Origin of the sequence: Devosia submarina (assembly GCF_003056345.1) — a bacterium.
In the GTDB taxonomy this organism is placed as follows: Bacteria; Pseudomonadota; Alphaproteobacteria; order Rhizobiales; family Devosiaceae; genus Devosia; species Devosia submarina.
Genome location: NZ_PYWB01000002.1, coordinates 109,031 through 122,776, shown reverse-complemented (window position 1 = coordinate 122,776; position 13,746 = coordinate 109,031). Strand labels below are relative to the sequence as shown.

14 protein-coding genes are annotated in these 13,746 nt (G+C 60.8%); 7 read left to right on the top strand and 7 right to left on the bottom strand.

Annotation, left to right across the window (positions count from 1 at the left end; all coding sequences use genetic code 11):
- Positions 1-144 precede the first annotated feature (144 nt).
- The 3 genes from argF to DDE77_RS03135 all read left to right on the top strand — a co-directional run bounded on the left by argF (position 145) and on the right by DDE77_RS03135 (position 4,257).
- A complete protein-coding gene (gene argF, locus DDE77_RS03145; protein ID WP_108395991.1) occupies positions 145-1,077 on the top strand; it encodes an ornithine carbamoyltransferase in 933 nt (310 codons plus the stop codon).
- 180 nt (positions 1,078-1,257) lie between these two features.
- Positions 1,258-2,259, top strand: coding sequence for an Hsp33 family molecular chaperone (locus DDE77_RS03140; RefSeq protein ID WP_108396263.1), 1,002 nt, complete (start codon positions 1,258-1,260; stop codon positions 2,257-2,259).
- A 141-nt stretch (positions 2,260-2,400) separates the two neighbouring features.
- Positions 2,401-4,257 carry a glycosyltransferase family 2 protein gene (locus tag DDE77_RS03135; RefSeq protein ID WP_108395990.1) on the top strand — a complete coding sequence of 619 codons (1,857 nt, stop codon included), beginning with the start codon at positions 2,401-2,403 and terminating at the stop codon, positions 4,255-4,257.
- Between the two features lie 2 nt (positions 4,258-4,259).
- Here the strand turns inward: DDE77_RS03135 and DDE77_RS03130 are convergent, their stop codons facing one another.
- Complete coding sequence (locus tag DDE77_RS03130; protein WP_108395989.1) at positions 4,260-6,242, bottom strand: diguanylate cyclase; 1,983 nt, start codon at positions 6,240-6,242, stop codon at positions 4,260-4,262.
- A gap of 159 nt (positions 6,243-6,401) precedes the next feature.
- On the opposite strand from DDE77_RS03130, the gene DDE77_RS03125 reads away from it, so the two are divergent.
- Positions 6,402-8,024, top strand: a complete 1,623-nt coding sequence (locus DDE77_RS03125; protein ID WP_108395988.1) for an ABC-F family ATP-binding cassette domain-containing protein — start codon at positions 6,402-6,404, stop codon at positions 8,022-8,024.
- Here the strand turns inward: DDE77_RS03125 and DDE77_RS03120 are convergent.
- From DDE77_RS03120 to DDE77_RS03100, 6 genes are all read right to left on the bottom strand, one after another.
- On the bottom strand, positions 8,021-9,058 hold the full coding sequence (locus tag DDE77_RS03120) for a histidine kinase dimerization/phosphoacceptor domain -containing protein (RefSeq protein ID WP_108395987.1): 1,038 nt from the start codon (positions 9,056-9,058) through the stop codon (positions 8,021-8,023). The genes DDE77_RS03125 and DDE77_RS03120 overlap by 4 nt on opposite strands.
- A gap of 3 nt (positions 9,059-9,061) precedes the next feature.
- Positions 9,062-9,508, bottom strand: coding sequence for a response regulator (locus tag DDE77_RS03115; protein WP_108395986.1), 447 nt, complete (start codon positions 9,506-9,508; stop codon positions 9,062-9,064).
- On the bottom strand, positions 9,505-10,998 hold the full coding sequence (locus DDE77_RS03110; RefSeq protein ID WP_108395985.1) for a sensor histidine kinase: 1,494 nt from the start codon (positions 10,996-10,998) through the stop codon (positions 9,505-9,507). Before DDE77_RS03110 ends, DDE77_RS03115 begins: the two co-directional genes overlap by 4 nt.
- A gap of 166 nt (positions 10,999-11,164) precedes the next feature.
- Positions 11,165-11,323 carry a hypothetical protein gene (locus tag DDE77_RS19360; protein WP_157959651.1) on the bottom strand — a complete coding sequence of 53 codons (159 nt, stop codon included), beginning with the start codon at positions 11,321-11,323 and terminating at the stop codon, positions 11,165-11,167.
- Positions 11,324-11,418: 95 nt separating this feature from the next.
- Positions 11,419-11,670, bottom strand: a complete 252-nt coding sequence (locus DDE77_RS03105; RefSeq protein WP_108395984.1) for a DUF6894 family protein — start codon at positions 11,668-11,670, stop codon at positions 11,419-11,421.
- Between the two features lie 79 nt (positions 11,671-11,749).
- On the bottom strand, positions 11,750-11,956 hold the full coding sequence (locus DDE77_RS03100) for a hypothetical protein (protein WP_108395983.1): 207 nt from the start codon (positions 11,954-11,956) through the stop codon (positions 11,750-11,752).
- 156 nt (positions 11,957-12,112) lie between these two features.
- Between DDE77_RS03100 and DDE77_RS03095 the strand changes: the two genes are divergently transcribed.
- From DDE77_RS03095 to DDE77_RS03090, 3 genes are all read left to right on the top strand, one after another.
- Positions 12,113-12,409: a PRC-barrel domain-containing protein gene (locus DDE77_RS03095; RefSeq protein ID WP_108395982.1), complete on the top strand. Its 297-nt coding sequence runs from the start codon at positions 12,113-12,115 to the stop codon at positions 12,407-12,409.
- A 34-nt stretch (positions 12,410-12,443) separates the two neighbouring features.
- Entirely contained in the window at positions 12,444-12,599 is a 156-nt protein-coding gene (locus tag DDE77_RS19355; protein WP_157959650.1) for a hypothetical protein, read from the top strand.
- A 163-nt stretch (positions 12,600-12,762) separates the two neighbouring features.
- On the top strand, positions 12,763-13,659 hold the full coding sequence (locus tag DDE77_RS03090) for a TolB family protein (RefSeq protein WP_210204332.1): 897 nt from the start codon (positions 12,763-12,765) through the stop codon (positions 13,657-13,659).
- The last annotated feature ends 87 nt before the right edge of the window (positions 13,660-13,746 follow it).

Here is a 13,746-nt window from a genome sequence, read left to right as displayed (position 1 = left end):
CGGGCTGTTCCCTCCTCCTTCTTGGCAGGACAGGTCAATAGACTAGCCTCATGGCAAGCCTGTCGGAGGGATGATCTCGTCCTTCGGTAGGCACCTCGATGAGGTCTATTATCAACAGTTTAGCGTCACAAAGGAACCCGGCCCATGTCTTCGACCGGCACCCCACGGCATTTTCTTAATATCGACGATTTCCAATATTCCGAACTGCGCGGCATGCTCAATGCCGCGTCATCGCTCAAGACGCGCCTCAAGGACGGGGACCGGCCGCGGCTTTTGGCCGACAAGGTGTTGGCGATGATCTTTGAGCGCCAGTCCACACGCACCCGCGTTTCCTTTGACGTGGGCATGCGCCAATTGGGCGGCGAAACCATCATGCTGTCGGGCCAGGAAATGCAGCTGGCGCGCGAGGAAACCTTGCTCGACACGGGTCGGGTGATGAGCCGTTATGTGGATGCCATCATGATCCGCATCTTGAGCCACGCCGATCTGGTGGAGCTTTCGGAAGGCTCGACCGTGCCGGTGATCAATGGTTTGACGCGCCGGGCGCATCCCTGCCAGGTGATGGCAGACCTCATGACCTTTGAAGAACATCGCGGGCCCATCAAAGGCGCCAAGGTGGCCTGGGTTGGGGACAGCAACAATGTGCTGCATTCCTGGGTCAACGCGGCCGAGCTGTTTGAATGCGAGCTGACCATTGCCGTGCCGGATGAATACTGGCCTGAAAAAGACCTGATGCTGGACATCCAGAAGGCGGGCAAATGGGTCAAGCTGATCGAGGATCCGCGCGAGGCGGTCGAGAAGGCTGACCTCGTCATCACCGACACCTGGGTGTCCATGGGCGATACGGACGCGGCCGAGCGGCGCCGGGTCTTGAAACCGTATCAGGTCAACACCAGTTTAATGGCACTGGCGGACAAGAACGCCCTTTTCATGCACTGCCTGCCGGCCCATCGGGGCGACGAGGTGACCGACGAGGTGATCGATGGTCCCCAGTCAGTGGTGTTTGACGAGGCCGAAAACCGCCTTCATGCACAAAAAGCCGTTCTGTGCTGGGCCTTCGGGGTGGACGTCAACTAGACCCCGATATTGACCGGTACCATGAGTAGACTTCATGGTGAGCTTGTCGAACCACGGGGTCGTACCGCCATGGTGCCACGACCTCGTCCTTCGACACGCTCAGGATGAGGTCTGCTGGTGTTTTCGTGTCAGGCCCAGCCCACCTGAAAGCTAAACCTAATGACGACGGATACGACGACCATGACCGAGAACCTCATGAGCTCCCTGGGGCTCGACCGGCCGGAAAGCGGAGACGATGCGGTCGTTCCGTTTACGCTAGACAAGCTCGATACGCGCGGCCGCACCGTGCGGCTGGGCGATGCGCTCGACACCATTCTGAGCCGCCATGATTATCCCGCACCGGTTGCACGCCTGCTGGGCGAGGCCGTTGTGCTTGCAGCTTTGATTGGATCTTCGCTCAAGTTCAACGGGCGTTTCATTATGCAGACCCAGACCGATGGTCCTGTCAGTCTGCTGGTGGTCGATTTCGATGCGCCGGACGGTTTGCGCGGCTATGCGCGCTTCGACCGGGAAGCGCTGGTCAAGGCGGCCGAAGAAGGCCGCACCCGTCCGGGCGAACTGCTGGGTAATGGGCATCTGGCAATGACGATCGACCAGGGGCCGCATACTGAACGCTACCAGGGCATTGTGGCGCTGCAGGGCAATTCGCTTGAAGAGGTGGCGCACACCTATTTCATGCAGTCCGAGCAGATCCCGACGCAGGTGCGGATGGCCGTGGCCGAGTTCACCCAGAAGGGCGATCATCGCCCCCACTGGCGCGCCGGCGGCGTCTTGATCCAGCACCTGCCGGAGCATGGCATTTCCCACATGGCGGATTTGCCGGGCGACGGGAACTGGGACAATCCGGAAACGGCCGATCCTGAGTTCCAGGAGGCCGATGGCTGGACCGAGGCCAAGACCCTCTTGGCAACGCTGGATGATCTCGAACTCGCCGATCCGGACCTTTCCTCCGAGCGGCTGCTGTTCCGGCTCTATCATGAAACCGGGGTACGCGTGTTCACGCCCTTGCCCATGGTCGAGCGCTGCACCTGTTCGGCTGATCGCATCGAAGACATGCTGGCAACAAGCTTTACCGCCGAGGACCGAGAGGAAATGGCGGTGGACGGGGAAATCGAAGTGGTGTGTGAATTCTGTTCAACCGCCTACCACTTCAACCCGCACCAGTTTGAAGCCAACAATTAAGCGCATCAAAGCCGCCGCAAGGCGGCTTTTTTGTTGGCTCCCTATTGCGCTTGCCCTTGCCTAAGTGCGTGAGGCTGATAAGTATTTATTCGATAAGTATCTGGACGGGGGCTTTCAGGTACAAGCAGCGACTGGCTTGCCATGTCCGATGCCACCGCGCTGATCCGTACCATCATGGGGGAATTCTGCCCCGATGAAGGCAGTGCCATCCGCTTGCTGGATCGGGCGCTGGAGCTCGAGGTCGATCCGCTCGAATATTGTGCGGCAACGATGGGCATGGGCGAAGCCCATGTGATGGAGCGGGCCGCTGCATGGGCCGGCCTAGATTTCGCCGAGGCTGTTCCCGCCGCCTTTGACCGCGACATGGCGCCCAATCGGCTCGACGCGATTCCCCAGACAAAGCTGGTCAGCCTTGTCAGCGCCCAGCAGCGCTGGATCTATGCCGCGCCCGAATTCCTCGATGTTTTGCGGCTTGCCCGGCAACGGATTGGTCCCGGTGCGCGCCCGATCCTGGTGCCCCGGGCGGCGCTGCAGGACTATCTTGCGCGATGCTCGAGCCTGGCCCTCATCGATCAGGCGCGGCAGGCATTGGCACGCAAATGGCCCCTTGCCACGGCGCAATTGGCGCTGACCAAGCTGGTCCGCTATGGCTTCATCGCGCTTCTGGGCTTGCTCCTCGCGCTGGTGCTGGCGGCGCCGTATCTCGCGCAAGGCTTGCTGCTCCCGCTTGCCGCTTGCGTGCTGATCGGACCTTCGCTGATCCGGCTGGCGGCTCTGCGCACACCACTTCGCCGGCAGCGGCGTCCGCGCCGACCGCCGGACGCGGAACTACCCATCTATTCCGTGCTGATCCCCTTGCGGGATGAACAGGCCATGGTGCCGCAATTGTTTGCGGCCATGCGGCGGCTGGATTATCCGCCCGAGCGGCTCGATATCAAGTTCGTCGTGGAAACCCGCTCGCCCGAGACGGTGTCGGTGGTGGAGCGAAATCTGGGGGATTTCCGCTTTTCCATCGTTCGGGTGATCGACGCCAAGCCTTATACAAAACCCAAGGCCATCAACTATGCCCTGCCGCTATGCCGGGGCGAGTTCGTCGTGGTGTTCGATGCCGAGGATATTCCCGACCCTGACCAGCTCTGGAAGGCGGCGTTGCGCTTCCGGCAGGACCCAGACATTGTGTGTCTCCAGGCGCGGCTGGTGATCGCCAATGGGCCCACGCACTGGTTGGCGGCTCTGTTTGCGGGGGAATATGCGGGGCTTTTTGGCGTGCTGCTGCCGGCGCTGGCCAATTGGCGCCTGCCCATGCCGCTGGGTGGCACCTCCAATCATTTCCGCATCGAAGCGCTGCGCCAGATCGGCGGCTGGGACGCGTTCAACGTGACCGAAGACGCCGACATTGGCATGCGGCTGGCGCGTTTGCGCATGGAGGTCGATACACTAGACTCCCGCACGCGTGAGGCGGCGCCCACGCGATTGCTGCCCTGGCTGGGACAGCGCACGCGCTGGATGAAGGGCTGGATGCAGACGTTTATCGTCCACAATCTGCATCCTCGTGTGCTGGTGCGCGAAATGGGGTGGCGGGCAACCATCGCGTTCGAAGTGCTGGTGCTGGGGATGATTACCTCGCCCATCCTATTTTTGGGATTTTTGCTGATTACCCTCGTGGAAGCGCTGCGGGGGCTGCCACCCTGGACCGACTGGGTAGGCTGGGCGGCGCTTTATGGAGGTATCCTGGCGCTTGGACTGGGGAGTGCGCTGGCAGTGACCCTCCTTGGTTTGCGGCGGGCAAACCGCGCGGACCTGCTTTGGGGCCAGATGCTCTTGCCGCTCTACTGGGCCATGATCGGTGTGGCCACGATCCGGGCGGCGATTGAGCTGGCGCGACAGCCCTTCCATTGGTTCAAGTCGCCGCACACGCCCTATGAAGTGCCGCCCGAGCCCAAACCGCCGGCCGGTGCAGACTGGCAGAAGGATCTGGGGGAACGTCCGGCCGAGTAGGGCTAGATGGCTTTGGCAAAGCGCTCTGGTGAGGAGGCGACCCGCTTGCCAAAGACGCGATCGCGGCCGGCGGCCTTGGCGCTGTAGAGCGCTTCATCGGCCACCTGGATCAGCTCGGCACTGCTGCGCTGCCCTGCCTCGGGCATATAGGTCGCAACGCCTATGCTGGCGGTGAGATAGCCGCGCTCGCTGGTACGGTGATCGATGCGCATCTCGGCCAAGGCGCGGCGGAAGGCTTCGGCCACAAGATAGGCGCCGTCCTCGTCCGTATCGGGCAAGACGGCTGCGAATTCTTCGCCGCCATAGCGAGCGGCAACATCGGCAGGGCGCTTGAGGCTGGCCTTGAGGATTTCAGCAACCCGGCGCAAGGCGGCGTCGCCGGCCTGGTGGCCATAATGGTCGTTATAGGGTTTGAAGCGGTCCACATCGATCAGCAACAAACTCAACGGTGCGCTGCTGCGGCTGGATCGGCGGATCTCGTTTTCAATGGTGTCATCGAACGCGCGACGATTGAGCAGGCCCGTCAGGCTATCGGTGCGGACGAGTTCCTTGAGCTCGTCGGTTGCCGAATGAAGGGCCAGTTCGGCGTGCTTGATGCGGGTGACGTCGGTGACCACCACCAGGGTTGCGCCCGTGCTGGCGGGGCGGGTGCGGATCTGCAGCCAGCGTCCGTCATAAAGGCTGACCACTTCCTCGCTCTCGACGCGCAAATTGCCTGTGATCTTGTTGACCCAGGAGGCCGTGTTGCGCTCCGGCACGGTGAGCTGTTCGCCGCTTTCGACCACCGAGCGGAGGATCTCTTTCATGTGGACGCCGGGCTGGCGGATGTTGCCGCTAAGGGGAAAGCTTTGCCGATATTGGGCGTTGCTGAAAACAAGGCGCCCGTGCTTGTCGAACATGGCAAGGCCGTCCGACATTTCCTGGAGGGCAAAGGAAAGGGTATCGCGACTCTGGATCAGCTCCTGCTGCAGCTTGCGATCGAGTGTGACGTCGCGCGTGACGCCGGCAATGCCGATCACCTCGCCAGCGCTGTTCCTGAGCGGCACTGTGGAGGAGGAGAACCAGCCATGGCCGGGGATTTCTTCCACATGGTCCAGCAGGCTTTCCCCGCTGGTCAACACCTTGCGCTCGCGTTCATGCAGAGCCAACGCCCGCTCACGGGTTTGTATGGCCGCATCCGTTCGGCCGATCATGTCGGCCGGATCATCAAAGCCGCAAGCCTTGGCGACGGCCACATTAACCGCAGCATAGCGCCCGCGGCGATCCTTGACATAGGTGTAGTCAGGCGTCTGGGCCATGGCGGCGGCAAGCAGGTCCCGCTCGGCTCCCAACCGACGCGCCTGCACATGCACAAGGCCCGCAAGAGCAGTCGCGAGGAAATTGAGCGGCAGCATCTGCAGGCTCGTCATGGTAAGCGAAGTCGCCGCCAAGCCTCCTGGCAACATGGTTTTGGCCACGATAGTGGAAAAGGCCGCAGCAAGCCCAAGGACGCAGAGATGGACGGCGCCGATCTGCCGTGAGCGAGAGAAATGGCGGATCCCAAGGCCCAGGAGGCTCGCAACCACAATGCTCGCCGTGCCGCCGTAAATGCCAGCGCCGCCCAGCAAGATCCGATAGGCCAAGGCGATGGCGGTGGTTATCAGCGCCGCTGGCAGGCCACCAAAAAAAGCGGTGACAACTAGAAGTGACGAGCGCAGGTCGAAAAAGACGCCTTGGTCAAAGGAGATCGCCATGCTCATCGTGGCGATTGTGCCAATGCCCATGGTCAGGCCAAAAAGGATCACCCGGTAGCGTTTGGGCGTGGCACGCAGCCAATAGCGCGCATGCGCCCAGCCCAGGACGAACAGGGCGACTACAGCGAGATTCCCAGCCAGTATTTGCCAGGGAGAGGCCAATTGGATGCCTTTGGTTGGCGTCGACGCACCGGCTAAAGTGCGGGGCGTAAATGGGTTTCCCGTAATTTTTAGCAGGTAGAAGTTTTTCATTCCTGAATCGGAATGAAGCGATTTCCCCCGTTTTGGCAGCACGTCGTGCCGCTCATTTGTGCTGCGCCATGGCTGCCGCGCCCGTTCGGGCCTTGTGCCGGCAAGTCATGGATGCTTTAGGGGCGCACACTTCTTATCGCGCTCCCAGGTTACCCGCACATGATCCGCCTTGAATCCATCGGCAAGCAGAACGGCAAGCAGATTGTCTTTATCGACGCGTCTGCCGCGCTGCAGAAGGGCGAAAAGGTGGGTCTGGTGGGGCCCAATGGCGCAGGCAAGACCACGCTGTTCCGCATGATCACCGGCGAGGAAGCGCCCGACGAGGGCCAGGTGTCGGTGGATCGTGGCACGACCATTGGCTATTTCAGCCAGGACGTGGGCGAGATGGCTGGTCGCTCCGTAGTCGCTGAAGTCATGGATGGGGCGGGCCCCGTCAGCGAACTCATGCGCGAAATGGCCGAGCTGGAAGCCGCAATGGGTGATCCGGAACGGGCCGACGAGATGGACGAGATCATCAACCGCTACGGCGAAGTGCAGGGACGGTTCGAGGAACTGGACGGCTATTCGCTGGATGGCCGTGCCCGGGAAGTTCTTGATGGCCTGGGCTTCTCGCAAGCGATGATGGACGGCGATGTCGGCGCGCTATCCGGCGGCTGGAAGATGCGCGTGGCGCTCGCCCGGATCCTCCTGATGCGTCCCGATGTGCTGCTGCTTGATGAGCCGAGCAACCATCTGGATTTGGAAAGCCTGATCTGGCTCGAGGCCTTTCTCAAGAACTATTCGGGCGCCCTCTTGATGACCTCGCATGACCGCGAGTTCATGAACCGCATCGTCACCAAGATCATCGAGATCGATGCCGGATCGCTCACCAGTTACAGCGGCAATTACGAATTCTACCAGCAGCAGCGCGCCATTGCCGACAAGAACCAGCAGGCGCAGTTCGAGCGCCAGCAGGCCATGCTCGCCAAGGAGCTCGATTTCATCGCGCGCTTCAAGGCCCGGGCATCCCATGCCGCCCAGGTACAGAGCCGGGTCAAGAAGCTCGACAAGATCGACCGGGTGGTGCCGCCAAAACGCCGGCAGACGGTGGAATTCGAATTCCGCGCGCCGCCGCGCTCTGGCGAAGATGTGGTTATCCTTAAGAACGTTCACAAGCGCTATGGTGAGCGCCCGATCTATGAGGGGCTCGACTTCCAGGTACGTCGGCGCGAGCGCTGGTGCATCATGGGCGTCAATGGCGCGGGCAAGTCAACGCTGCTCAAGCTTGTTGCCGGGGAGGCGACGCCCGACAATGGTTCGGTGTCCCGTGGTCCCAGCGTCAAGATGGGCTATTTCGCCCAGCACGCCATGGATGTGCTTGATGGCGATCGCACCGTGTTCGAGCAATTGCAGGACAGCTTTCCCCAGGCGGGGCAGGCGCCCTTGCGCGCCTTGGCAGGATGCTTCGGCTTTTCGGGCGACGAGATCGAAAAGAAATGCCGCGTCCTGTCCGGTGGCGAAAAGGCGCGCCTGGTGATGGCGATGATGCTGTTTGATCCGCCAAATTTCCTGGTGCTGGATGAGCCCACCAACCACCTCGATATCGCGACCAAGGAGATGCTGATCTCCGCGCTAGGGCAATATGAGGGCACCATGCTGTTTGTCAGCCACGACCGGCATTTCCTTGCGGCACTCTCCAACCGCGTGCTGGAACTGACGCCCGAGGGCGTGCATGCCTATGGTGGCGGCTATACCGAATATGTGCAAAGCACGGGTCAGGAAGCGCCTGGGCTGCGCAGCTAGACGGGGAACTGCACGCCAACCTTGGTGCCGGGGAGCTTGTTGGCATAGCTCACTGTGGCACCAAGGCTCACGGCCATGGCCTTGACGATGCGGCTGCCAAGACCGGTTCCCTTGGGGGCGCCGGTGCCGTCCCAGCCAATGCCGTCGTCTTCCACCACAAGCCCGATATCCTTGGTGCCGGACCGGCTGAGGCCAATGCGGATTTCGCCCGCTTCGCCATCGGCATAGGCGTATTTGAGGGCATTAGTTACCAATTCGGTGACGATCACGCCGACCGATGCGGCTTTTTCGGTAGGGATGGAGATGTCCTGTACGTCAAGGAGGATGCGCGTGGCCGTTTGCTTGGCCTGCATGGTGGTCTCGAGTTCCGCGGCGAGGCTCTGCAGATAATCGCGCAGATTGACCGAACGAACATCGTCAGTGGTGTAAAGGTGCCGATGCACGCCAGCGATGGCCTGGATGCGCGCCTGTGTTTCCGATAGCGCCTCGCGCGCCTCGTCATTGTCGATCGCATTGGCCTGGAGCCCGACCAGAGCCGACACCATGGCAAGGCTATTGGCAACCCGGTGGTTGACCTCGCCCAGAAGGACTTCGGCGCGCTCCTTGGCTTCGCGCATGTCCTGCTCGGCGCGGGCCTTGCCCCGGTTCAGCCGGATCAACTCGATCGCTTGGTCAACGGCCGTCATCAGCAACTCGATAAAGCCTGTATCGACGCTTTTAAGCACATAATCCGCCGCACCCGCCTTGAGTGCCGCTACGGCAACACTGGTCTCGGCTGTCCCGGTTACGTAAACCACGGCTGGCCGATCCTGCATTCCCTCCATCTGCGCCAGAACGTCCAATCCCGTACCCGTAGGCAGGTAATGGTCCAGCGCCACGACGTCGATCCCGCCCTCGGAAATGCGCTTGAGGCCATCCTCGCTATTGGCCGCATGCTGGAACCGATAGCCGCGCCGCTCCATGGCCTTTTGCACAAGACGCGCAAGGCCCGGGTCATCGTCGATATAAAGGACGTTGGGAATGCGGTTAGGCATTAACTATTCAGTTTCCGGGACTTGCATGACCGAGAAGAACAGCCCGAGCTGCCGGATGGCATTGGCGAACCCGTCATAATCCACCGGCTTGGTGATATAAACATTGGCGCCCAGATCATAGCAACGCTGGATCTCGCGCTGGTCATCCGTGGTGGTCAGAACCACGACGGGCGAACGGCGGGTGTGCTCGTTCCCCTTGACCTTTTCAAGAATGTCGACGCCCGTCATGTCAGGCAGGTTCAGATCGAGCAGCACCAGGAGCTGACGCCCCTTGTTGCTTTCGCCCGAACCATCGGGGCCCATCAGGAATTCGAGGGCTTCGGTGCCATTGGTGAAGGGGATGATCTGGTTGCCCACACCGGCACGACGGATGTTCTTTTCGATGAGGCGGGCATGGCCCTCATCGTCCTCGATCATGATGATGGTTACTGGCTTGCCGTCATTGCTCATGTGGTTCTTGTCCCAAGGTGGCTGCGCAAATCGCGCGGCAGGCTGATGATGAAAGTCGTTCCAACGCCCAGTTTGGAGCGCAGGGTAATGTCGCCGCCAAGGCTGCGAACCATGGTGCGCACATGCGCCAGGCCGATGCCTTCGCCCGGCTGGCTCTGTGCCCCCGATCGGCGGAAGAGCTCGAATACGCGTTCGTGGTCAGTGTCGGCAATGCCCCGGCCATTGTCTTCCACGCTGATTTCCGCGCGGTTGCCCGGCGCGGAGCGTGCGCGAATGGCGATCTCGATAGGCCGATCGGGGCTGCGGTATTTGATGGCGTTGTCAAGCAGATTGCCCAGCACCTGCTCCAGCGAGAGCTTGTCCGAAACGATCTTTGGCAGTTGCACATCGGAGGTGACACTGCCGCCATTGTCGACCACCTGGTGGTGCACGGTGTTGGCGGTGCTCTCGATCAGCTCGTTGAGCCTGATGGTTTCAGGCTTGAGCTGGCGGCGGCCTTCGCGCGAGATTTTGAGGATGGCGTTGATCAGGCTGTCCATCTTCTTGGTGGCAGCACGGATAAAGGTGATCGCCTCGGGCAAATCCTCGGTCGCGGCGAGCTTTGCCTCGTTGAAGGCGGCATCTTCGGTTTGTGGCGCCTTGGCCATGTAGTCCGACAGCATGCCGACGCTGGTTTCAAGCTCGCTGGTGAAGCCCATGATATTGACCAGCGGCGCGCGCAGATCATGTGTCACGATATAGGCAAAACGCTGGATTTCTTCATTGGCACGGCCCAGATCCGAGGTGCGCTCGCGCACCCGCTCCTCAAGGCTCGAGCGGGCCAGTTCGACCTCGGCCCGTGCAGCAGCCAGTTCACGCGTATAGAGGATAACGGTCCAAACCGCACCCGCCGCCACGGCAAAGATCACAAAGGCCCCAATAATGGTAACCCAGCGCAGGGCAGTGCTGGCATTGCGCTGGCTTTCAACGCCGTCCATGATCCGTTGGTCGGCTGCCTGGATGATCCGGTCCAGCAGCACGCGCGCCTCGTCCATGGCCTCCTTGCCCTCGTCCGATTGGACGATGGCAATGGCTTGCTCCCGATTGCCATTGCGCGTCAGCTCGATAGTCTGAGCCATTTCCTCGAGCTTGGCCGAGATGGCTTCGCGGACATTGGCCAGCGACTGGCTTGCCTCGGGATAGGGCTGCAGGATTTCCACAAGCCGCGCGATGTGGTTGGGTGTTTCAGGCAGGGCGCGATTGTAGGGCTCGAGGTAGCGCTCTTCGCCGGTCAGCAAAAAGCCGCGCTGGCCTGATTCAAGATCCTGGAGCGCATTGCGCAGGCCCACGGTGACCGAGCGGGCAACACGAGCCTCGGTTGTTTGTTCGAAGGATCGCTGGTTGAACTCCACCAGCCATATCGTCGTGCCCACAATGGCCAGGAGCGCGACAAAGCCGACCAGCAACAGCAGGGCTGTGGAGCGCACAAATGCATGGCTGGATATAGGCAATGAGGATCCCCTGTTTGGGATGTGACATTGCCTAAATCGGATGCTTCATCAAGGGTAAACTGCTTTTTCCCATGCCAGCGGGGCAATTTGGCTCATCGAGGCGCCGGAATGCGAAACGCCCGCTGCAGATCGTTGCGAGCGGGCGTTTTCACGTGCGGGAGCACTGTTACAGGCCAGAAGCCTGCGCCTGAGTGACCAGGGGGTTGAAACCGGCGACGGCGGAGAGATCGATGTCCTTTGGAGTGAGAAGCAGGGTTCCAAAGGCCACGACGGCTGCCAGCTTTGCCAGATTCCACATTTTTTGTTTTTTGCGTATCGTCAGCATTGGCGCCTCCTATCGAAGAGGTAAATGCCCCGGGGTGCCGTGCGTTCCCGCCTGATCTCAAAATTGCCATTAAAGGTATGATAGCAGGCAAAGAATCACTTCTGCTTGGGTTTGCCGTCCGGCATGGTCGTGCTGAGGCTGACCTCAAGAAGAACGGGTCCTTCGGCACCATCGCGGATGCGGACAGCGATGTCGCCATTGCCCCTGTCTCTTAAGGATTCGCCAACCATCTCTGCAAGTGCACGCCGAGCTTCCCGGATAGCGGCATCCATATTGGGCAGCTCGATGCCGGTGCTGTCGACAGAGCTTTCCTTGTCGTCTTTGATGTCAAAGAAATAGCGCGGCATCGGATCGCCAGGATAATCATCGCCTGAGCACTCAAACTGCCCACGCCCGGCTTGGTTGCTTCACAGCTTGCGGTTTGCCCTAACGCCCGGAAGCTGATGGCCGCTTGAAGATATCGGTGAGAGCCACCAGCGCCACGAGGTGAATGCGGTCGGGCGTGCCAGGATCCTTGAGGCAGCGGACATGGGAAGCAACAGTGAACCGGATGCCCATGCGCTCGCCCGAGGCTGTAAAGTGCAGCCTTTGGGCAGCCGGATCATAACGCGACGCTGTTACCTTGAATTGCATCTCACCGAATTCACCGAGGTGGGGCCTGGTTCCTCTATTTGACCATTGGGGGTGGCAGGGTGTCGAGCCCCGCTTAAGGCTCGCGGGGGTAAAATGGGCGGGAACAGAACAAGCGCCGGATCGGTTGATCTTGCAATCCCTGGAAGGAGCAAGACCATGGATCATTCCAAACACACGCGGCTCACAACCACCGAACTCACCCCGGCGGTGCTTGATGGCGCAACCATCTATGACAGCGCCGACCACAAGATCGGAACGGTATCGCACTTGCATGGCAGCGGCGCGGCTACCCAGGTCATCGTCGATGTCGGTGGCTTCCTTGGGCTGGGCGCCAAGCCGGTAGCGCTTCCGCTCCAGCATCTGGAATTCATGCGCGACGAAGCGGGCGACGTTCATGCCGTGACCAACTGGACCAAGGACCAGCTGCGCGACATGCCCGAGCATCACCACTGACCATTTGGTTCGCAACAACGAAAGGCCATCACAAATGTCAGAAACAGAAAAAAAGCCCGCTTCCGACAAGCCCAATGACAGCGTGCCTTCCCAGGCCGAGCCAGGGCAGCAGCCGGACGACAATATCGATGACATGGGTCGCCCGGTAAACGACCCCAATGGCAAGCCGGTAGACCAGCCGGTCAAATAAGAGTGCAGAAATCCTCTAGCCAATGCCGTTCGCTTTGCGATCGGCATTGGCGCGTTGTGCCGGGGCGGTTTTGAGCTGGCCGGCGACCGCCGGTGTTGGCTAAGGTGCGGCAACATTGCTGGCCAGCAAAAACGGCCAGCCGAACTTAAAAACTGGTGCAGCCTTGAGCTTTGTTTTTCCTCGCCGCGGTCGATCCCTCCAGCCTGGGCAGCGTTCCGAACTGACGATCATCGATCTCGATGGCGCCCAAAGGATTATCTTTACCGCTGATGAGGTGATCGAAGCGCCGAACTGGTCGCCTGATGGGCAATGGCTCGTGTTCAACGCCGGCGGGGGGCTGTTTCGGATCAGCATCGACGGTGGCGATCCCCAAGAAATCGACACGGGCTGGTTGAGCGATCTCAACAATGATCATGTCCTCTCGCCTGATGGCGCCACCATTTATGTCAGCTCCGATGATGGCCATCTTTATGCCGTCCCATTTGGTGGCGGCGAGCCGCGCCGCGTCTCCAACGAGCACACAACGCCACACCATTACTATCTCCATGGGATCTCGCCGGATGGATCAACGCTGGCCTATGTTGCCGTGGAGCGGCCCGAAGGCGAGCGCATGGTCAATGTTTTCACCATACCCGCCGCTGGTGGGCCTGACAGGAGATTGACGAGGTTTTCGGTGCCAAATGATGGGCCGGAATATTCGCCTGATGGTGAGTGGATATATTTCAACTCCGAGCTCAAGGCGAGCCAACCGGGCCATGCGCAGATCTTTCGCATGCGTGCCGACGGCTCGGGGATCGAGCAATTAACGTCCGACACGCGCGTCAACTGGTTCCCCCATATTTCCCCGGACGGCAAGATTGTCGCTTTCCTGAGCTATCCCGAGGGCACGATCGGCCATCCGCCGGACAAGCCAGTGCTGTTGCGCGTGATGTCGCCAGATGGGCAAGGGCAGAAAACGATCGCCGAATTCTTTGGCGGGCAAGGCACGATCAATGTGAATTCCTGGGCGCCCGACAGCCAGCGTCTGGCCTATGTGGCCTATCCCCGGGGCGAGGCATGAAACGCCAACGCTGCAGCGAGCAGCTTTCAACCTCTCAGGAGATGCTTAAAGGCGGCATGAACCCTATTGCGTCCGCCTCCATCCTGG